Below are 22,025 nucleotides of genomic sequence, written 5' to 3'. Positions count from 1 at the left end.
TATTCATCACCGTTTAGATGCTATTAAATGAATTATTAACCGTTAGACATATATTTCTTTTAATGTTATTATAATTATAAAATTCAATTTACATAAGCAGAGTGTAATTCTAAATTATGACTAATAAGTTCTAACCTATATATAAGAAGGATGTGTTTTATGAAGAAACCTAAAAGAAGATATATTATAAGTCTTGTTGTTTTAATAATAGTTGTTATTACTATATGTGCTTTTAATAAGAAAATGAAAACATCAGTATACTCTATATCATCGCCTAAAATTAATTCAAAGATTAAGATAGCGTTGATTACTGATTTACATTCCTGTCAATATGGAAAAAATCAAAATACATTGATTAATGAAATTAATAAACAAAAACCTGATTTAGTATTATATGGTGGAGATATATGTGATGACAAACTCCCTCATGACAACACTGAACTTTTACTAAAAGCAATTGCTAACAAATACCCAAGCTTTTACGTTAGTGGAAATCATGAATTCTTAAGTGGCGAGGTAAATAATATCAAAGATATGTTCCGCTCATATGGTGTTACAGTACTTGAAGGAACATATGAAACTATAGAAATCAATGAACAAAAAATTAATATATGTGGTATAGACGATCCGAATATAAATCAATATGCAAATAAAAATACATTTTATAACCAGTTAGAGTCACTTGAAAGTGTTTCAGACAACGGTTATTATACAATACTTCTTGCACATCGACCACAGTATATTTCAACATATCTAAGTTATAACTTTGATCTAGTACTTGCTGGTCATACCCATGGCGGACAATGGAGAATACCATGGCTTCTTAACGGATTATTTGCACCTGATCAAAAATGGTTCCCAAAATATTCTGGTGGAAGGTATAATTTTGAAAATGGTGAAATGATTATTAGCCGAGGACTTGCTAGAGAAAGTACACGTGTACCTAGAATTTTTAACCGTCCTGAATTAGTTATCATAGATTTAAAATAACAATAAATAAAAAATGGATTCTTACTTAAAATCAACTATATTTTCTTTACAGTATAGAATCCATTTATTTATATTATATTTTTCTTATCTTATAAATGTAATAAATTTCTAGTGTCTAAAATGTCTCAAAATCATTAACACCATAGCAATACCATACTTATATTAATTTTCCCCTAAACAAATAATTACAGTTTTACACTAGCACAAATACTAATTTACAAATTATTTAGTTGTGTCTTTGTTATAAGATAAATTAAATTACACCAATATTATTCAATAGTTTAACACAATCTTTATAACCTTCCAAATATAAACAATCAGTAACACAAGATATCTCATATAATTGTTTTCTAATATACTCTCTCATAAATTTTCTATCATTTTCATCTAAAGATTCTATAATCAAATTATATCTATTCTCATATCTATGTAAATAACTCTCAATCTCTTGATACTCCATATTAGTCAACTTATAATGCTTACTTACATATTCTACCATATGTGCTGTAAAATTATCAAAATACCATGCAAAATCATTCATTTATTTTACCTCCAATGTTGAATTACTATCAAAAATTGGGTATAATAGATTTACCTCTATTTTCAATAGTGGTGTTATTATTAGAAGTGGTACTTTCATAGCAGTGAGGAGCCACTTCTTTTATTTGTCTTTTAATGTATTAATACCATCTCTAATCCCCTGTGCTCTAGTCTTATCATTCTTTTTACAATATTCATCAAGAATATTAAGCTCGCTATCATTTACTCTAACATGTAAACTATGAGGTTTAGGATCTGAGGTAGGTCTACCCATTTTTTTACTAGACATTTTTCACCTCCTTTTGTGTCCAAAACTATTATAGTACTTTTGGTTACATAAGTCAAATAAGAATCCCTGCATATTAAAAATCAGATTAAAGGTTAAATTACCAATGATACGTCTATGAAGGTTCTTAGCAATATCATGAAAGTGATATTGCATGTTTAATAATACTTCACCTGTGGATTATGATGCTATTTACATTACTTGTGGCTATACTAATCTTCATAGGAGTATTGACGAACTAGCTACCATTGTTCAAAATGAATTTGAACTTGATTCTTTCCAGAATGTACTCATCCTCTTCTGTGGTAGGAGAACAATCGTATTGGGAAGGAGATAATTTTTTCTTCTTTAATAAAAGACTTGAAATTGGTGGTTTTTTTGTCGGTCGCAAAAACCAGAAACTAATAGACACGATAACCGGTGCCAAAGCAAATGGCCTAAAGCTATATGATTACTTTAAATATCTCTTTGAAGAAATTCCTATACACATGGAAGATAAGACTTATCCATCATAGATAATGGTCAAAAACATTACCAACTGAATGCAAGAAAACGACTTAAAAAAATGCTATCCACAAGTGGATCACATTTTTTATCAAGGTACTAATTATTTACTGTATACTTCCTATCAGCTAGACACTAGTTCTTCTAGGTATTAATACCATTAACATAACTAATTACTATTTTCCTGGTACCTAGTCTTATGATTCTTTTTACAATCTATCCACTACGTTATCTTGAATTCCACATTTTAATCATAATTTATGAAATCTATTTTTTTAATAGGTTCTACAAACCAATTTTGTGGTTTTATACTCCACATATTATTATTGTAAATATTTTTATATGGATTCTTTATAATGATAGGTTTATACTTATCAACATTTATTTTGTTTCTATCAACAAGATAGATATAGTATTTATCACGTAAATTTTCAGATACTTGGATTTCATTATTAGACCAATAAAAACCTACATTTTTATTATAAGATTTAACTTCTATATACCTATCAAATTCTATTGAATTTATAGAGTCAAATGATATAATATCATAACCTGCTGTAACATCAATTTCAGAAATTCTACTAATTTTTTCTTTAGTAGGATGATTTTGTAGTCTATTAATTTCATATTTTATTACAAATAATTCAGCTTCATTACCTAATTCCTGCTGTATGATTAATTGTTTTTTTAATTCTTTCAAATTCATTTTTAATCGCTTGTTTTTAATAGCCATTTTAAAACACTTTATATACTCATTATTAATTTTCAAATTATTTTTAGAGTATTGATTTAATTGAAAAATACCAACATTTATTATTAGATTTCTTAAATTGCTAAATTTAATAGATATATCACTATTTCTTATAGTGTAAATGTTTGATATTTTATTATATTTTATTTTATTAATATCCAGCATACAATTATTACCAAAAAACAATCTATTAATTAAGTCTGTTGCAATAAGAGGTGTTAAAGTTGAACCTTTTCTTAATTTAGATTTTATATTTATTCCTCTATTATTTAAGCAAACACTATTCTCTTGAATTTCAATCAATGAAATAAAATTCAACAAACATAAAATTCCTTTAACGGGCATCCTAATATATAAACTATTATACAAACAATATTTCTCTATATCTTCAACTCTCACAAGATTATCTGATAATATATTAGTTATCATAAATTCAATTTCATTAATATTCCCAAGATTATTATATTTACTTATGTCTATTAACATAATCCTTTATTAATGTCCTTATATCTACATCTGCAAATTCTTCATCAATATTATTGAATAAAGGAATAGGTTCACTTTCAATTATTTTATTCATTCTTTCCTCTTTAAAATTCAATCTTTCATGTATTGTCTCATCAATAGAATTGTTAGATATTAAATAGTAATAATTAATAACATCATCTTTTTTTAACCCATATCTATGAATTCTATCTTTGGATTGAATAAAGTGAGATGCATTAAACGTCCTTTCTAAATAAATAGCGTTATGACAAGCTTTGTGTAATGAGATTGATTCTGCCACAGAGAAAGGGTTTGCTATTATAACTTTGAATTCGCAAGTTTTTTTATGAAACTCTTGTATAATAGATTCTCTTGTATCAATTTTATCATCTAAATCGTTCATATCTACAGGTGTTTCACCATAAAGTAGTTTTGATTTAATACCTATTGTTAATAAGTAATCACTTAATTCTAGAATATTTTGTACAAAAGTTGTCCAAATAATAACTTTTTCATTTCTATTGATTATTTGTTTTACTAGTTTTCCAGCTTCAATAAATTTACTTGGAGTTTCAAATTTTTCATAAGAAAGAATTTCTTTGATTATTTCTGAATCATCTATAAAAGTACTACTTGACAATCCTTGATTTAAATAATATTCATCAACTGGTCTTTTCAATAGTGCGGGATTTGTAGCTACTTGCATTAATCTAATTAATCGTGATTTTGAAATGTATGATTTGAAATCCCTATTAATTTTGTTTTCCTTAATAAAATGTTTCATATATTCTTTTTCAATAAAGTTATATATTTTTCTTTGGACAGGTCCCATATCTACAATTAAAGGAGGATTATTTATAGGTTCTGGTATCTTAAGATCACTTTTCTTAATCCTTATAAAAAATGGTGATATATTATCTATTAAATTACTTATTCTAGTATCATTCAAATTATCTGACATAGATTTCAATTGATATAAATGATACTTAATTATATCTTTATTTGGCCATATAAATTTATAAAGATTAAATAAATCCTCATACCCATTAGGCGAAGGAGTTCCTGTTAATATAACTCTAGACTTACAATACTTAGCAAGATTTAAAACCGAATCAGCAATTATTCCACCATCAGTATTTTTTATTTTATGTGCTTCATCTAAAATTACCATAACTTTATTCTTCTTTAGAAATATAATTAAATCATCTAAAATATTTATAATACCCTGATAAGATATTAGGGTAATTTCTGAAGTATTATATGATCTTAAATAATCAATTTTTTTACTTTTTGATACTCCACCTGATAATCGTTTTGAAGTAGGCTTTTTACCAAAGCACTCATAATATTCATTTTCCCAAGGTCCAAAAGAACTCAAAGGTCCAATAACTAAAAGTTTATTAACATATTTAGGATTATCATGTTCCAGATTACTCAAGAATGCATATGAACCATAAACTATGCTAGTTTTACCAGCACCAGGAACCGAAAAATTACAAGCATTTTGAGAAAAAGCTAAATGATAAGAGGATAATAATTGAAGTTCATATAACCTTCTATTTGACAGATTTTTATATAAACTATCTGTAAATTGTTTAAAATCTATTTTATTACACTTATTATTTCTTATTGAATATGCTTTTTTCTTAAAATTATCAAAGTTAATCTCCTCTTGATAGTAATCACTTAATACATCTTTTACTAAATCTGTAGTTTGTTCTAATAAATTAAATTTCTTTAACATTTTTCTTATTTTAGTTAATACTTTTTCTTTATCTCCATCTTCATAATATATATATATTTTATCTGAGTAAGATATATCTGAAACTAGATAATCCTTTATATATCTTTTTGCTCGTCTTGAATTTATTAAATTTTTTATTTCTCCCTGTAAGACAAATCGTTTCTGATTTTCTTCAATTTGAATATTTATAGTACACATTAGCTACTCACTCTACTTTTTAATTTTTTTTTAAATTCATATGTAATTGAATTAATTTCATAAATAAGTTCTTTCGCTTCTTTAGTATAAAAACAATCAATATCAGTATCTATATAGTTTAATGCATCTTTAGCTTTCTTTAAAAGCTTAAGAGGTTCCTTTGACTCTTTACTATCTTCTAGTTTTCTCGTATAATATCTTAGATTATTTTCTAAAACATTATGAGCAGTGTTTTTCCACAGTTCATCTCTTTCCTTCAATTGCCTAGACAAATCACCTTCAGGATCCTCTTCTCTTATTTCTTGTATAGGCTTTTCTAGTATATTATCAACCTCTTCAAAATGTTTTTGGGAAAATGGTTTCCAAATAGTTTCATTACAAAATATACTTGCATTTTCATTATTTCCTGTCTTCGCAATATTTCTAAAATCTTTGCCTTCATATTGAGACCTAATATAATCAAAACAAATAACCTCTAAATCTGCAACATCTGAATCAGTATATCCCCAGCTTGCTCCAGTTTTTGTTCTTTTTTTATACTTAGTTAAATAATTATTTAAGTCAACAAATTGTCCTTCACGTTTTTCCAATCTAGTATAAATACCTTGATATCCAAAGTTATCTAAATATGATTCCATAAGTTTAAAAATTGAAAGCCATTCATTAATTTTACTTTCTTTTTCAGCCATCATTTTTGAAATATCTTCAGCACTAAATCCAGCTTTAACTAAATCATCACATTTAAGATATTTTTCTATTGGATTATAATCTAGTTTTTCATCTTCTCCCATTTGATAAGATGTTTCTAGTTTTATTATTTCCTTTTTATCAGCACCTTGAGGTAAAATAACAGCTATAAAATATTGACAATGGTCAACATCTTTATCTATCCAGCTAGTTCTATTTGTATATATCTTATTAAGTAGACTTGCTCTTCTATTACCATCAATAATTGTACCATCATTTGTAACAATACCATATCGTTGTTGATGATTTTCTACTAAACTTTTCATTGTAATTTTATTTCTATCTGCCTTTGATTTCCACAAGAAATCTTCAATTATTTTTTTATCTATTTCTATCTCAGAATTTAATTCTCTATATTGTTTTTCGAATGACTTTACTGACGAACCAATCCTTCCATTGTGTTTATTATATATCAGATAATCTAATGGTATCTTATATGCATTAAATATTTTAGGGTCTCCTTTATATTTAATTCTAATACCAGTCATATAAATATTTTCCTTATCAGCCTGTATTTCTTGTAGTTTTTTAATTCTTAATTCTTTATCCATTTAAATCCCCCATATGTTCAATTAATTTATCTATCAAATAATATCCCGCTACAATACCCATCGGTAATTCCCAAGGATTATCATCTAAAAATACTATTTTACTTTGCTCTTCTTTTGATAGGTTATTATCAATAAATTCTTTAATTTGATTAAGAATTTCATATGGTCCTATTAACCCTATTCTATTTTTATCAGAAAGACAGAATATTTTTTGAAATTCATTAAATCCTACCAACTCTTTAGTTAACCTATCATAAAACTTATTTATCTTTGCTAAAAGTTTATTGTTTATATTATCACTATTTAATTTAGGAACAAACTTCTTTGCATTCTTCCCTTGGCTTTTATGTAATTCAACAACCCATTTGAACTCTAAATTATCAAAATCAGATTTATAATTTGTTAATTCAACTCTATATGCATTTATAATTAGATAGGGTATATGATATTTAAACTTTGCTGTAATTTTTTTATTTTTTTCTTCTTTAATTTGAAAGATATCAAAATTCAAGTTGTGGAAATCTAAATTATTAGCATGTTTAATTGGAACATACTCATCGTTGATATCTAAGTTTTCGTTCACTGCAATAGCTCGTGCTATAGCATAAGACATTTTGGGTGGTACAGAGTTACCGACTAATCTATATTTAATCCCAATTGAGTTTCCATAAAATTTGTAATCTAAAGGGAAACTCATTATTGAAGCTATTTCTCTGATAGTTGGAGCTCTAAACCTATCGGTTTTATAAGAAAATATCATTGATTCCCTTGAGGAAAATGACATTGTAGCCATTACAGTTCTAGCAGGTTTATCAAGATTTTCAGGAAAAGACATTCTACCCATATAACCTTTATCTTGTTTCAGTCTCCTAGCCTTTTTCCATTCAAATTCTGCAATTTCTTTAATATAGTGATGGTCAGTAATATTTTTTGATACCATGAAAAAATCATAATTAGGATCTTTTATACTACTCTCAGCATTTTCTTTTGGTTGACCTAATCCTTTTAAAATATCTCCTAATTTAACAAGTGATGAATCCTCAACAATCGTTTTTTGAGGAGTTGGAAATTCACCACATAGAAATCTCTTTCTATTTGAAGCTACACCAAAATATTTTACATTATAAACACCTGAACTATGGTTCAAAACAATTAACCTAGCATTTAAATCAATATTATAACTTTCTATTAATCCTAAATCTTTCATAGTATATTTGCATTTCACATATTTTTCTATATTAGGTACATTCTCTAACACCCAATATTTTAAGATTGAATCAGACTTAAATTTTTTTCTAGCAATAATTCTTAAATACGATTCTAATAGTCTAATTCCTAATGATTTATCACCTTTACCTGATTTATTAGAATTAGAAAATGCTACACACGGTGGTGACCCAATAATTATTTCTGTATCAGGTATTAATTTATCAAATTCATCGTCTGGTAACCAAGATATTCTTTCTATGTCATCCATTATTGTATGACAATTTGGATGGTTCTCATGATGTGTATCTACAGCTGGTTTCCATTTATCTACAGCAAAAACTATATTAAAACCAGCTTGTCGAAAACCTTCTGAGAAACCACCTCCGCCACAAAAAAAATCTACTACTTTCATTTTTGTTTCCTCCAAGATGTTAAAATTTATTAATTATGTCTATAATAATTATTAATATTTTTAAATATTTATCAAAACTCTATCGTCACAAAATTTTATACTATAACAACTTTTAGTTGTTACTATATATATTTCAATTAAAATTATAACTGTTAAAAAATTTTCCACCTGATTCATCACCTTAATATTAAATTAATATATTACTTAATATAAATATATAACTCTAACTACATTATTATAATACTTAATACACCATATTTCAATATAATATCAAGTATTAACTGTAGTTGCTTTTTATAAATTAAATTTTATCCAAATTATTTAGTAACTTAATCACTTTTTATAATCTTCTTTTTCTAATGATATAAAACTATAAATCTAAAATTAATCTTAAGGTAACATTTCTATCAGATTAACTACGTAATTATACCTTTCTAAATGAATTACTATCAATAGTACTTTTAATAAAGCAATGCTTCTTCTCTACGTTGAATATTAATTTAATTGTATCGTTTCCTCTTTCACTTGTACCCAAAACATACTTATCATCTACTTTCTTCAATATTATTATAACATCTGCTTGAGTATTATAAATATAGTTTCTTAAAATATCGCAAAAGTTATTAAATTTTTTACTTCTTTTATCTAAATAATCAAGTATTATATGTAACATACAATCTCCTATTTAGTTTATATTTTTCTATTTTTATTTGTTAAGTGGCAATACCCAAAATAAATCTCCACTGAATTCTTGATTATGCTCTTTCTCACCTTGAAATATAAACTAATCTTTCCCATTTGAAAAATCTAATAATTGTTCAAAATCCTCTTGTTGTATTTTAAATATATTGCTTGTGTAGATTAAGTTTACTGTCTATAAATAATAATATAGGTATGTTTTTAACTAAAAAGTAACCCATGAAAGGACTGGTTTAGTCAATTTCATGGTTATATTAAAATTTTATTGTCAAATTTGATATAGTTATCTATGATAAGTTTCATCAATATATTTATTTAATTTAATTTTACTATATTTACAGTTTTTTTTCTTTAGTAAACTTTTATGGTTATTGGCGAAATAATTTATCAATTTGTCAAGCCTCTCTACATCCTCAATACCACTCAATGAATTTACTCCCTTATTTAAGTCATCTAAAAATAACATTGATGACATATTATACTGCTCAGGTATTTCACCATCTTCAAATCTTATGAAAATATCAGGTTTTTCTGTTAACCTGCCAAAAAACATTTGAATATATACTTTATCATTTTGATATTTCAGCGAGTACTCGTCTTCTTGCAAAGTAATAAATCCAAGTTCATTCATTAAACATTGAAATTTCATTTTAAATTGTTCTTTTTCCATCAAAACTCTCCTTATTTTGGCAATCTCATTACTTTATTAACGTTATCATAGATATATCCAGCATTTGTAAGATATTCAAATTCTCTACCAAATCCAGTTAATGCACCTGAAATAGGGTCTCTTAATGCACTTCCCACAGGTTCTGTAGACATTATTATTATATCACCACGAGAAATTGCCTTGTCTAAGAATGGTGCGTTAAATTCATCCCAAAACTGCTGTGGATTCACATAGAGTTCATCAGGTACATTTAGTACATTAAATCCTCCTGGATTTCCACTATAATCTAAAGTCTTTTTAAGATTTAACTCATCAATAATGTATTGAATATCATCACCATATCTTCCTAAAATGGTTGTAGTTTCATCAGGAGTAGTAATCAACTTAGCTCCACTTGTAGATTTATAGGCAAGTTCACTAGTCCCCTCAATACCATTTACAACCCCAACACTATCTTCACCATTAACCCTATCAGGTATATCCTTACCTTTATATGAATCAGCTAAACCATCAAATTTGCTCTTCTGTACATTCGTTAATTCATCAAAAGATATTGTTACTAAGTCATCATTATTCATTATAACTTCATAATGATTTTTCTTTTTAGTTATTTTTTTAATTGAGTCAATAATCTTAGATGGGTTCATGTTCTTTAATTTGCTAAGATTATGTTTAGCTTTCTTAATAACTCCTCCAACAGCTTTTTTGAATTTACCACTTTTCACAAATTTAATAAAACTTTTTGTACTCTTTATAGCACAGCCTGCTCCTACTGCAATGGAAATTGCCTCACCTATCAACTGACCAATCATAAAACCTTTGTCTTCAGGTTCAGCATCATTATATGCAGCTTTCCATTCTTCTATAGTCTGCTCTATCATGCTTGCAAATACTTCTCTGTTCTTTGATGAAAACGGAAGACTTCCTACTAATGTCAAAAAAGATCCTAATTGCTTTGGATTTGTAATTATTGAATAAACCCCTTCTATTGTATCATAAGCTGTTTTCAGTGGCCAACTTACTAAACCCCAAATTAATCCTCCTCTAAATTCTTGGTCCTGTTCTTTTTTGCTTGAACCATAAACGAATCTTGCCCATTCTAGGAAGGCTGTTCTCTTTAATTGTTCGAAATCACCTTTTTGCTTTTGATATATTGCTTGTGTAGGGTAATAGTATTTGACAAAGTAGTCATAAGCTTCTTCACTGGCATATTTGTTTTCTGAGGTTATAGTACCAAGTTTACTGTCTGTGAGTGGTAATGTAGGTATGTTATCAAAATATTCATCTGGCAATACATTAGCCATATCGATATTGATATCATTTTGCATCAACTCTACCCAATGCTTCAATACCATAAGCCTATATTCCTTGGGTAATGATTCGTAAGTTGTTTGTAGGTTGGTATTTTTACTTTTGAAGCTCTCACAGTTATTTAAGAAATACATTACTTCTTTATCAAAATCATAGTCTATATTACTATCATATTTCCCATGGGAGTTCTTAAAGTCAACCTCATATGCAAGGGTATTACCTTTAAACATTTCTTCCATGGTCCTTTTTAGGTCTATGGTATCTTCTATGTATTCATATTCCTCTATTGGTTCTTCTATAGATTCTTTTTCATTTGAATTATAAACAAATTCTACCCATTCTAGGAAAGCCGTTCTTTTTAATTGTTCTAAATCACCTTTTTGCATCTGATAAATTGCTTCTCTAGGATAAAAGTATTTGACAAAGTAGTCATAAGCTTCTTCACTGGCATATTTGTTTTCTGAAGTTATATTACCAAGTTTACTGTCTGTGAGTGGTAATGCAGGTATATTTTGTAGGTATTCATCGGGTAATACATTAGCCATATTGATATCAGTATCATTTTGCATTAGCTTTACCCAATGATTTAATACCATAAGTCTATATTCCTTAGGTAGTGATTCGTAAGTTGATTGCAGATTGGTATTTTTATTTTTAAAGCTCTCACAATTATTTAAGAAATACAATACTTCTTTATCAAAATCATAGTCTATGTCACTATCATATTCCCCATGTGAGTTCTTGAAGTCAATCTCATATGCAAGAGAATTATCTTTAAACATATCTTGCATGGCCTTCTTTAAATCTGCAATATCTTCTTCGTATTTGAAGGTTGGGCTAGAAGATTTTCCACCTGAATAAAAGTATGCCATTTCTTCTAGTGTTCTTTTTGTAAATCCAGTTTGTGGTGTGGGATTTTCATATCCCTCTTTCAATATATCAGCCAATGAAGAAAGTTGGTCTTCAGCATCATGGTACGAATCAACAGAATCACCGATAAACTTAATATATGAATCCATTCTATAAACTATATCATTAAGTTGTCTTATACAAGTATTGAATAGTTCATCAATACAATCTTTGGACCTAACTTCATATTCAATACCAGATTTAGTGTTATTCAAATCATAGTATTTACCGTCTATATTACTGCAGATACTTGATAAAGTATGAGTTTCATCTTCTAAACTGTCAGCATTAATATACAAATTTCTCATCCTCATTCATCGTTAACCAATTTTCATTAGTAACTGTGGTTTATATAATTATTCATAAGAAAATATTTTAGATTATATGACAAATAAATTCATAAATAATTGATACATGAGTATGATATAACAATTCAATAATGATTTTCAACAAATCCTGATAAACGACATGTTTTATGGGATAGAATGCATTCAAAAGTAATAATAGACAAAAAACAACGGTTATATTTGTGAAAGTTATATAGTCTATTTTTATCAAATCACAAGAATAAAGAAGTTACGCTTCATAAAAGATTTCAAGGAATAAAAAAAAGCACCTAAGTATCTAACTTAAATGCTTTTTAAATAATATCTAGTGTCTAAAATGTCTCATTCCAGTAAACACCATAGCAATACCATATTTATCACAAGCTTCAATAGATAAATGATCTCTTATAGAACCACCTGGTTGAATTATGCAACTTATACCAGCTTTAGCTGCCTCTTCAACACAATCTGGGAATGGGAAATAAGCATCAGATGCAAGACTTGCTCCTTTTAGAACATCTTCTCCCAAATGTTCAACAGCATGACTTATAGCTTGTTTACATGCCCATATACGATTAACCTGTCCAGGTCCAACACCAAGAGACCTCTTATCTTTTCCTATCGCAATACCATTAGATTTTGCAAACTTAACAACCTTCCAAGCGAATTTCAGATCCTCTATTTGCTCTTTAGTTGGCTGAGCTTTTGTAACAACCTTTAGTCCTTCTGGTAATAACTCGCTATCAATAGTTTGAATAAGTAATCCACCACCAACTTTTTTAAGATCATAAGCTGTCTTAGGTTGTTTTTGTAATATATCCTCTAATACAAGAACTCTAATATTTTTTTTCTTAGTAAGAACCTCAACAGCTTCATCACTATAACTTGGAGCAACTACAATCTCAACAAATATTTTATTGATTTCTTCTGCTGTCTTTTTATCGATTTCCCTATTAGCAACAATAATTCCACCATAAATAGAAACCGGATCAGTTTTATACGCTTTAACATAAGCATCATATATATTAGTATCACTACCAACACCACATGGATTAGCATGTTTACAAGCAACAACTGTAGGCTCCTCAAATTCTTTCAATAACTCAAGTGCTCCATTAGTATCATTAATATTATTAAATGAAAGAGCTTTACCATGTAATTGTTTAGCATTAGTAATGCAACCTTTCGTATTTCCTACTTCTTTATAAAATGCTGCACTTTGGTGTGGATTCTCTCCATATCTCATATCTTGAACTTTTTCAAATGTCATACTAATGGTCTCAGGATAATCAGTAGCATTTCTCTCTTTTCTCATATAATTAGCTATCAATGTATCATAATGTGAAGTATGTTCAAATACCTTGCAACATAAATTGAATTTAGTTTCGTAGGAAACGTCGCCTTTTTCACTTATCTCATTTAGTACTTTATCATAATCTTCTGGATCTACTACTACTGCTACATCTTGATAATTCTTAGCTGCTGAACGAAGCATTGTAGGACCACCTATGTCAATATTTTCAATGGCTTCTTCCCTAGTTACTCCTTCTTTTAGAATAGTCTGTTTGAAAGGATATAAGTTAACTACTACTAAATCAATAGGTGTCACATTCAATTCCTTCAATTGTTTCATATGTTCTTCGTTATCTCTAATAGCAAGTAATCCAGCATGAATATTAGGATGAAGAGTCTTAACTCTTCCGTCAAGACATTCTGGGAATCCTGTAACATCTGAAATACCAATTACTTTTACACCATTTTCAATAAGTTTCTTTGCAGTTCCTCCAGTTGAAATAATTTCAACTCCAAGTTCCGTTAACTTCTTTGCAAATTCAACTATACCTGTTTTATCTGAAACACTTATTAATGCTCTTCTCATATCTTTTATCTCCTTCTATGATTATTTTTTATTATTTATATATTAATTGTATTTGAAAGGAAGTAATATTAATATCTACCATGAAAAGTTCTACTAACAACTTCTTCCTGTTGTTCTCTGCTTAATCTGTTAAAATTAACAGCATATCCAGATACTCTTATTGTCAAGCTAGGATATTTTTCTGGATGATCCATTGCATCTACTAATTTTTCTCTATCCAAAACATTGACATTAATATGATGCCCATTTTGGTAGAAATATCCGTCTAGTATGCTAACAAGATTATTTACCTGTTCACAACTAGTTTTACCTAATGTTCTAGGCTGTATAGAGAAAGTACATGAAATACCGTCACGGCAACTATCATATGGTATCTTCGCTACTGAATTAAGTGAAGCAAGTGCACCTTTGCAATCACGATTATGCATTGGATTCGCTCCTGGGGCAAAAGGTTCCCCTTTTTTTCTACCATCTGGTGTAGAACCAGTTTTCTTTCCGTATACTACATTAGATGTTATTGTTAGGATTGATAAAGATGGAGTAGAATTTCTATATGTCTCATGCTTCTTAAGTTCATTAATGAAACTAGTTGTTAATTCTTTTGCAATACTATCTACTCTATCGTCGTCATTACCGAACTTAGGATAATCACCTTTAATGTCAAAATCTATAATTAATCCATCTTTGTTTCTTATTGGACTTACTTTTGCATATTTTATTGCGCTAAGGGAATCTGCCATTACCGACAAACCAGCCATACCAAAAGCCATGGTTCTCTCAACTTCTGTATCATGTAGAGACATTTGAAGTTTTTCATAAGCATACTTGTCATGCATATAATGGATTACATTCATAGTGTTAACATATAACTCACACAACCACTTTTCATATTCTTTAAAACGCTTTACAACTTCATCATAGGCTAATACATCTGAATCTATAGGCTTTAACTTAGGTCCTACCTGTAATCCTTTTACTTCATCTTTTCCACCATTAAGAGCCATTAATAATGCTTTTGGCATATTACATCTTGCTCCGAAAAATTGCATTTGCTTTCCTATTTTCATAGCTGATACACAACATGCTATTCCATAGTCATCTCCATAACGTTGACGCATAAGATCATCATTCTCATATTGTATGGAATCCGTATCTATTGATACCTTAGTACAGAATTTTTTAAAATGTACAGGTAATCCCTTTGACCATAATATTGTTATATTGGGTTCTGGTGCTGAACCTAACGTATATAGAGTATTAACGAATCTATAGGAATTCTTGGTTACTAATGTTCTTCCATCTTCACCCATACCTCCTACAGCTTCTGTAATCCACATTGGATCTCCTGCAAAAAGATCATTATATTCAGGTGTCCTAAGTTGTCTTGCCATACGTAATTTCAACACTAGATCATCAATTAATTCTTGTGCCTCGACTTCCGTAATAACTCCTTCTTGTAAATCTCTTTCAATATAAATATCTATAAATGTACTGACACGCCCTAATGACATTGCAGCTCCATTTTGTTCTTTTATAGCACCAAGATAAGCATAGTATATCCATTGTATTGCTTCTCTTGCATTAACTGCGGGACATGAAATGTCATCACCATACATCTTGGCCATTTCTTTTAATTTATCCAGAAAATCTATTTGCCTATATAACTCTTCCATAAGCTTAATGTTTTCATCAGACATAAATTTTTTACTATATCTTTTTTTATCTGCTTGTTTTTGTTCTATTAGATAATCAATTCCATAAAGAGCAACTCTACGATAATCTCCTATTATTCTACCTCTTCCGTAAGCATCAGGTAAGCCTGTAATAACACCTGTTTTTCTTACTAATTTCATTTCATCTGAATAAACTCTATATACACCATCATTATGAGTTGTTCTATATTTAAACTCTTCTTCTACTTTTTCATCAACTTTATAACCATATGCCTCACAGGCATTTCTAGTCATACGGATACCGCCAAAAGGATTAATAGCTCTTTTAAGAGGTTTATCTGTCTGTAATCCTTTTATGATTTCTTTATCTTCATTGATATAACCTGGTTTAAAAGTCAATAAAGATGATACTGTTTTCGTATCAATATCTAGAACTCCATTTTTTAATTCTTTTTCTTTCAGCCTAACAAACCTATTATTGATTTCTTTAGTTCTTTCTGTTGAATCTTCTAAGAAACTACTGTCTCCCTCATAAGGAATATAGTTTTTCTGTATAAAATTTCTTACATTGATTTCTTTTTTCCATATACCATCGTTAAAATTATGCCATTGTTTCATAGTTATCTAGTCCTCTCTTTTAATATACTCAATTATTTACATGTGTCTTTCACTCCAGTACACTTAGTTTAAACAGAATTAAATGCATATGTAAATTCTTGATAGTAAATTAAAGACCGCCTGAGCATATAGACTCTATAACGGTCTATTGCCCAGGCGGTCGGCATAATTTATTTCTGTACTCCCTGTGGGTACTCCCACTTCCGCCAGTCATACAGAGAACAATGAGGCTATACCTCATTAAAATTTTAAGGTAAATAGGAAGTACAACTTCCTGTTTTATAAATAAATATTCTATAAGAATATATATTTCAATATGAATAATATAGTAAGAACATACATCAATGGATGAACTTTTTTACCCTTATTTACAACTAAATTAATAATTGTATAAGAAACAACTCCAAAAACTATACCTTCTGAAATACTATATGTTAAAGGCATTACAAGAACTGCTAAGAAAGCTGGAATAGCTTGTGTAAAATCTGTAAAATCTACTTTAGCAATAGATTCTAACATATAAAATCCTACAACTATCAATGCTGGAGCTGTGGCAAAACTTGGTACTGTCAATAATAATGGTGAGAAGAATAGTGCAAGAGCAAAAAGAACAGCTGTTGTTAATGATGTTAAACCTGTTCTACCTCCATCAGCTACACCAGAAGCACTCTCAACATATGTTGTTGTTGTAGAAGTTCCTAGACATGCACCAGCTACTGTTGCAACTGAATCTGCGAATAATGCATGTTTGATTCTAGGTAATTTACCTTCTTTATCAAGATATCCTGCTTTACTTGAAACACCTATTAATGTTCCCAATGTATCAAATAAATCTACAAACAAGAACGAGAACACAATAATCCAGAACTCAAATGTTCCTAATATACTAAAATCAAATTGGAAAGCAATTGGTTCAAGACTAGGAGGTTTGGAAAAAATATCAGTAGGAATAACACTAATCGCTGGATTGAATATTCCTATAGCTTGAGCTAACATTCCAATAACCCATGTTATTAAGATACCTAATAATATAGAACCTTTAACTCTTTTTGCAACTAGTATTGCTGTCACTATTAAACCAATTACAGCAAGTATTACTGTTGGTTCAGTCATAGTACCAATCTTAACTAAAGTCGCTGGATCTCCAATTACAATACCTGCATTTTGTAATCCGATAAAAGCAATGAATAAACCTATACCTGCACTAACAGCATACTTTAGATTCATTGGTATAGCATTAAATAGTGCTTCTCTAACATTAACAAATGTTAATATTATGAAAATAATACCTTCAATTAAAACTGCCGCAAGAGCTATTCTCCAGTCATGTTTATAACCTAATACTACAGTATAAGCAAAAAAAGCATTAAGTCCCATACCTGGTGCAAGTGCAAATGGATAATTAGCCACTAATGCCATAATCAATGTACCTATAACTGCAGCTAAAGCAGTTGCAGTAAATACAGCACCTTTGTCCATACCAGTTGCTTGAAATCCCTCAGCTGTTTGCAATCCAGATAATATGTTTGGATTAACAATCAATATGTACGCCATTGTCATAAAAGTCGTAATACCAGCAAATATCTCAGTCTTTACATTGGTATTGTTTTCCTTAAGTTTAAAGAATTTTTCCATCTTTAACCCTCCATCCGATATTCTATTACAGATTTATTTTATCAGAGATATTTTACCATGTCAATATATTTCCGAATGTTTTTTGTTATTTAAGGATAAATATTCGGTTTTTTTGTAGCTTATGGGGTTATTATTTTATAATATGTCTTTTTTAGTAGAAATTGTGTAACTGAATTGGTATAAGATAAAGTAAATTTTTTCGCATTTTATAAATGGATTGAACATATTAAAACGCTACAAAACATATCAATTATAAGTTTTGTAGCGTATTTTTTATTTTATCTTTACCCGAGTAATTTAATCTTTTCTAATATTTATCGTTAATTGCCACTTGTAGTAAAATAGTAGGAATCAGGAACCCTGAAGTAGGCACAAATATCATAAATATCACTGGAGGAAATTCACTCCCTGTTATTAAGCAATAATTCTTTCCTTGTTTATAACCCCAGTATAGACCATATATTCCAAATGTAATTATCGTAAATAGTATGACTATTATACTTTCTGTTTGATAATCACCATTGGCTAATTTATTAGATTCATTGTTAACTTTGTACATCCAGTATACTAAATAAATACCAAATGTGATAAACGATAATATAATAGTTAATAATATATTCCTTTTCATAGTTGGTCTCCTTTTTCAAGTTTTTACACAGTAATTGAAATATAATCCAATATATCATGGATTTTCAATTAAATAAATCGGTAGTTCGGTTCAATACTAATATGAAAGAGGTATTATAACTTATTTATCTATTTTGGTTCCTTTTTCTTTTATCATCTTTAAAACACTTTTTGGTATGTCACCTTCACTTACAACCTTTTGTCCTAACTCTATTGTTTTACTCACTGTGACTTTCATATATGTTCCAGGAGCAAAATAATCCTTTGCCACACCTTTTTTGAAAAAGTGAACTATTCTTTCTTCTCCTTTTTCATTATAGCCCATTAATTCATATTGTTTACCTTTTTCTTGTTTAACACCTTTATCATTTAATAGCCAAGAATCCTCGTTCACTTCATCAGATGGTATTTGTGTATAAAAAATATCTGATGCTACATATCTATCGTTATAATATCCTTTTGCCCATATTGCTCCTGCTATTATTAGAGGAACAAATATTACCAATAAAATTAATGTTTTACTTTTCATAATAACCTCCTAAAATTCTAATTCTTTTTTTCTAAATGCTAGCATACTTACTACTAATGAAATAGCAAAATAACTAGTTGCTACAATCATTTTTAAACCATTACTTGATAATGCAACAATTATATTGTTCAATGTATTTGTAAACAAATATTGAGTTAAATCTCCAAATGTAGTAACAAAAAACTCCTGAGATAAAATAACCGTTAGAATCATTAGCACTGTACTTGAAGATAATAATACATAAGCTACTACTCCTAACATTCCATTCTGTGAGAAGAATATTAAAATGCTTGCAATACTTGCATATCCTATTATTCGTAAATACTGCATAAATAAATTCAATAACAGCTTGCTTACAATAGCATTTGTCAATGGTATTTTAATAATGGATGGTATTCCAATCATAAATAACGAAAATATGATAGTTACAAATAATGTTACTAAAATAGTTGTTACAAAATAACACATTACTATTTTACTTTTTGGAACACCATGACCAATGGCTACGTGTATTGATTTACTCCTAAAATTATCAAAATATATGCTAATGAAAATACCAAGTCCAACCACTAATGGATAAAATCCTATAAAAGTAATTGTCTTAGACAAATAATCTTGTCCAGTAAATGAATTCGTATACAGTATAAAAATAATAGATAAAAATAATAATATATAAAAACCCAAAGTAATTTTAAGTGATTTTTTCTTCATTATTCTATATATATCCGCTTTTATATAATTAATCATTTTTCTTACCTCCAACTAGCTCAAAATAATATTGTTCTAGCCCTTTACTAATTGATTTTTCGTCAGTAATTTTAATATTATTATCCAATAATATTTTTCTAGCTTTATTTAAATCATCTACTGATATTTCAACACTATCAACAGATAAATCCAACTCATCATTTGTTATTTCTTTTAATACCCTGCCTTCATGTACTATTCCAAATCTAGTAGCGGTATTTTCTAATTCCCCTAAGATATGTGACGATACAATAATTGTCATATCATATTCATGGTTTAACTTTTTAATCAATTCTCTAACATCAGCGATACCTTGTGGATCTAATCCATTAATAGGCTCATCGAGTATTAAAATGGATGGATTACCTAAAATAGCATTGGCTATACCTAATCTTTGTTTCATTCCCATGGAGAAAGACCTGTACTTTGAATTAACTCCACTAAGTCCTACGATTTTAAGAACTCTATCAATTTCATCTTCGCCCTTTATACCCTTTAATTTTGAATAATACTTCAAGTTATCCTTAGCATTTAGGTAATCAAAAAAATTTTTTCCAATAAAAAAACCTATTTCTTTTCGTTTTTTTTGCAAATCAGTATTATTTTCACTTCCAATAATACTGAGATTACCATCTTTATAATCAGATAGCCCTAATATTATTTTAAAAATAGTAGTTTTCCCTGCTCCATTTTTACCAATCAATCCAAAAATGTCACCTTTATTAATATTCAAACTTAAATTTTTGAGCACATGGAAATCTCCATAATATTTATCAAGTGCATCTATTTTTATCATACTAACCTCCTTATTTGCGTCGTTAGTTAGACGTTTATGAAACGCCATAACCCATTCTTAATGCTGATTTACTGTTAGCAAGATACCTCAATTCCATTACTTTTATTTTTTGTTTTTTTATATGGTTTTAATTTTTTTAGTGAAATGTTTAACAGGTTAACTATCTGTATTTAGTATATTATGATTAAATATTCTTTGCCATTGATTAGTCTTACGCTTACCTTTCAATTTTGTCACATAAAAAATTAGTTTATCTCCTTAAATTAAACCTTATAGCAATAATTTTACCTACTAAAAAAGTTCTAAAACCCTTCAAACAAGAATTTTAGAACTTTTGTTTTTACTCCCCCTCCTATACTTATTCATTTTATAGTAAAAAGAAATCTAGATAATGAAATTTTGACGAATATCAGTATTCAGTTTATAATTATATCATTGAAGAAGTAACTACTAATTAAACCTATCACAGAATCAATAATCATAATATTTATCATGATTAAATAAATAATCTCTTTCTCCGATTCTTATAAGATTATTTGAAGCACAACCCCTAAAATAAGCGGCGATAGGATTTAGTAGCTATGATTTTCACATTTAAATGTAATATGAAAGGGTGAGAAAATGACAAATCAAATTGAATCCTCTTTAGTAAAGGTAGCAAAAGCATTAAACAACGCTGAAATACAATGGGCCGTGGGTGCATCGTTGATGTTACAGTCTCTGGATCTTGTAGAAGAAGTTCATGATATTGACATCATTGTGGCCCTACCTGATATAGAGAAAGCCATCAACGTTTTGGAGCATATTGCAGTACCCATACCAATTCCTAAAAAAGATGAATATGTGACACATCATTTTTATACATTTAACATAGATGGTGTGGATATGGATGTAATGTCAGGCTTTAGAATCAGACATTGTGAAGGTATCTATGATTTCCTTTTGGATAACTCTTCCATCGTCAGAACAGAACATATAGATGGCACAAAAATTCCTTACACCTCATTGGAGGATTGGTATGTAGCCTACATGTTAATGATTGGTAGAGAATGGAAAGTTAAAATAATCAGAGACTACTTTGAGAAGAAAGGAGTCAACCATCCTGAGCTACTAAAACGTATACTTGAGCAAAAGTTGCCGGAGGAAGTAACGACAGCAATTGTGGAGTTGTTAGAAGCCTGAATACCA

20 protein-coding genes and 1 riboswitch are annotated in these 22,025 nt (G+C 28.6%); of the genes, 4 read left to right on the top strand and 16 right to left on the bottom strand.

Annotated elements, in window-relative coordinates:
• The first annotated feature begins 159 nt into the window (after positions 1 to 159).
• The gene (locus tag QMG30_RS17565) at positions 160 to 990 is read left to right on the top strand and encodes a metallophosphoesterase (protein ID WP_281817608.1); all 831 of its coding nucleotides are present in this window, start codon (positions 160 to 162) and stop codon (positions 988 to 990) included.
• A 253-nt stretch (positions 991 to 1,243) separates the two neighbouring features.
• Here the strand turns inward: QMG30_RS17565 and QMG30_RS17560 are convergent, their stop codons facing one another.
• Together QMG30_RS17560 and QMG30_RS17555 are read right to left on the bottom strand one after the other, a co-directional pair.
• A complete protein-coding gene (locus QMG30_RS17560; protein ID WP_281817606.1) occupies positions 1,244 to 1,531 on the bottom strand; it encodes a hypothetical protein in 288 nt (95 codons plus the stop codon).
• A 120-nt stretch (positions 1,532 to 1,651) separates the two neighbouring features.
• The gene (locus tag QMG30_RS17555; protein WP_281817605.1) at positions 1,652 to 1,819 is read right to left on the bottom strand and encodes a hypothetical protein; all 168 of its coding nucleotides are present in this window, start codon (positions 1,817 to 1,819) and stop codon (positions 1,652 to 1,654) included.
• 151 nt (positions 1,820 to 1,970) lie between these two features.
• Between QMG30_RS17555 and tnpB the strand changes: the two genes are divergently transcribed.
• Both tnpB and QMG30_RS17550 read left to right on the top strand, forming a co-directional pair.
• Positions 1,971 to 2,153: an IS66 family insertion sequence element accessory protein TnpB gene (gene tnpB / locus QMG30_RS25255; protein ID WP_353511681.1), complete on the top strand. Its 183-nt coding sequence runs from the start codon at positions 1,971 to 1,973 to the stop codon at positions 2,151 to 2,153.
• Positions 2,101 to 2,331, top strand: coding sequence for a transposase domain-containing protein (locus QMG30_RS17550; protein WP_281817603.1), 231 nt, complete (start codon positions 2,101 to 2,103; stop codon positions 2,329 to 2,331). Before tnpB ends, QMG30_RS17550 begins: the two co-directional genes overlap by 53 nt.
• 236 nt (positions 2,332 to 2,567) lie before the next feature.
• Here the strand turns inward: QMG30_RS17550 and QMG30_RS17545 are convergent, their stop codons facing one another.
• The 14 genes from QMG30_RS17545 to QMG30_RS17480 form a co-directional block, all read right to left on the bottom strand.
• On the bottom strand, positions 2,568 to 3,557 hold the full coding sequence (locus QMG30_RS17545) for a protein NO VEIN domain-containing protein (RefSeq protein ID WP_281817602.1): 990 nt from the start codon (positions 3,555 to 3,557) through the stop codon (positions 2,568 to 2,570).
• Complete coding sequence (locus QMG30_RS17540; protein WP_281817600.1) at positions 3,538 to 5,499, bottom strand: DEAD/DEAH box helicase; 1,962 nt, start codon at positions 5,497 to 5,499, stop codon at positions 3,538 to 3,540. The genes QMG30_RS17545 and QMG30_RS17540 overlap by 20 nt, the downstream gene beginning before the upstream one ends.
• A complete protein-coding gene (locus QMG30_RS17535; RefSeq protein WP_281817599.1) occupies positions 5,499 to 6,797 on the bottom strand; it encodes a hypothetical protein in 1,299 nt (432 codons plus the stop codon). Before QMG30_RS17535 ends, QMG30_RS17540 begins: the two co-directional genes overlap by 1 nt.
• Complete coding sequence (locus QMG30_RS17530; RefSeq protein ID WP_281817596.1) at positions 6,790 to 8,418, bottom strand: DNA cytosine methyltransferase; 1,629 nt, start codon at positions 8,416 to 8,418, stop codon at positions 6,790 to 6,792. The genes QMG30_RS17535 and QMG30_RS17530 overlap by 8 nt, the downstream gene beginning before the upstream one ends.
• 424 nt (positions 8,419 to 8,842) lie before the next feature.
• Positions 8,843 to 9,091, bottom strand: coding sequence for a hypothetical protein (locus tag QMG30_RS17525; RefSeq protein WP_281817594.1), 249 nt, complete (start codon positions 9,089 to 9,091; stop codon positions 8,843 to 8,845).
• A 309-nt stretch (positions 9,092 to 9,400) separates the two neighbouring features.
• On the bottom strand, positions 9,401 to 9,787 hold the full coding sequence (locus tag QMG30_RS17520; RefSeq protein ID WP_281817591.1) for a hypothetical protein: 387 nt from the start codon (positions 9,785 to 9,787) through the stop codon (positions 9,401 to 9,403).
• 11 nt (positions 9,788 to 9,798) lie between these two features.
• Positions 9,799 to 12,306, bottom strand: a complete 2,508-nt coding sequence (locus QMG30_RS17515; RefSeq protein WP_281817588.1) for a hypothetical protein — start codon at positions 12,304 to 12,306, stop codon at positions 9,799 to 9,801.
• Between the two features lie 352 nt (positions 12,307 to 12,658).
• Positions 12,659 to 14,212, bottom strand: a complete 1,554-nt coding sequence (gene purH / locus QMG30_RS17510; protein ID WP_281817586.1) for a bifunctional phosphoribosylaminoimidazolecarboxamide formyltransferase/IMP cyclohydrolase — start codon at positions 14,210 to 14,212, stop codon at positions 12,659 to 12,661.
• Between the two features lie 68 nt (positions 14,213 to 14,280).
• Positions 14,281 to 16,503, bottom strand: a complete 2,223-nt coding sequence (pflB, locus tag QMG30_RS17505) for a formate C-acetyltransferase (RefSeq protein WP_281817584.1) — start codon at positions 16,501 to 16,503, stop codon at positions 14,281 to 14,283.
• A 143-nt stretch (positions 16,504 to 16,646) separates the two neighbouring features.
• Positions 16,647 to 16,727, bottom strand: a riboswitch (ZMP/ZTP riboswitch).
• 70 nt (positions 16,728 to 16,797) lie between these two features.
• A complete protein-coding gene (locus QMG30_RS17500) occupies positions 16,798 to 18,138 on the bottom strand; it encodes an NCS2 family permease (RefSeq protein ID WP_281817582.1) in 1,341 nt (446 codons plus the stop codon).
• A gap of 307 nt (positions 18,139 to 18,445) precedes the next feature.
• On the bottom strand, positions 18,446 to 18,766 hold the full coding sequence (locus QMG30_RS17495) for a DUF4234 domain-containing protein (RefSeq protein ID WP_281817580.1): 321 nt from the start codon (positions 18,764 to 18,766) through the stop codon (positions 18,446 to 18,448).
• 120 nt (positions 18,767 to 18,886) lie between these two features.
• Positions 18,887 to 19,294 carry a YxeA family protein gene (locus QMG30_RS17490; protein ID WP_281817578.1) on the bottom strand — a complete coding sequence of 136 codons (408 nt, stop codon included), beginning with the start codon at positions 19,292 to 19,294 and terminating at the stop codon, positions 18,887 to 18,889.
• Positions 19,295 to 19,303: 9 nt separating this feature from the next.
• Positions 19,304 to 20,041, bottom strand: a complete 738-nt coding sequence (locus tag QMG30_RS17485) for a hypothetical protein (RefSeq protein WP_281817576.1) — start codon at positions 20,039 to 20,041, stop codon at positions 19,304 to 19,306.
• Positions 20,034 to 20,837 (bottom strand): ABC transporter ATP-binding protein, encoded by an 804-nt coding sequence (locus tag QMG30_RS17480; protein ID WP_281817575.1) that lies wholly within the window; start codon positions 20,835 to 20,837, stop codon positions 20,034 to 20,036. The genes QMG30_RS17485 and QMG30_RS17480 overlap by 8 nt, the downstream gene beginning before the upstream one ends.
• A 621-nt stretch (positions 20,838 to 21,458) precedes the next feature.
• On the opposite strand from QMG30_RS17480, the gene QMG30_RS17475 reads away from it, so the two are divergent.
• Positions 21,459 to 22,019, top strand: coding sequence for a nucleotidyltransferase domain-containing protein (locus QMG30_RS17475; protein ID WP_281817574.1), 561 nt, complete (start codon positions 21,459 to 21,461; stop codon positions 22,017 to 22,019).
• Positions 22,020 to 22,025: the final 6 nt, after the last annotated feature.

Source organism: Vallitalea longa (assembly GCF_027923465.1).
GTDB lineage: Bacteria > Bacillota > Clostridia > Lachnospirales > Vallitaleaceae > Vallitalea > Vallitalea longa.
This window is presented reverse-complemented; position numbering and strand designations above follow the sequence as displayed.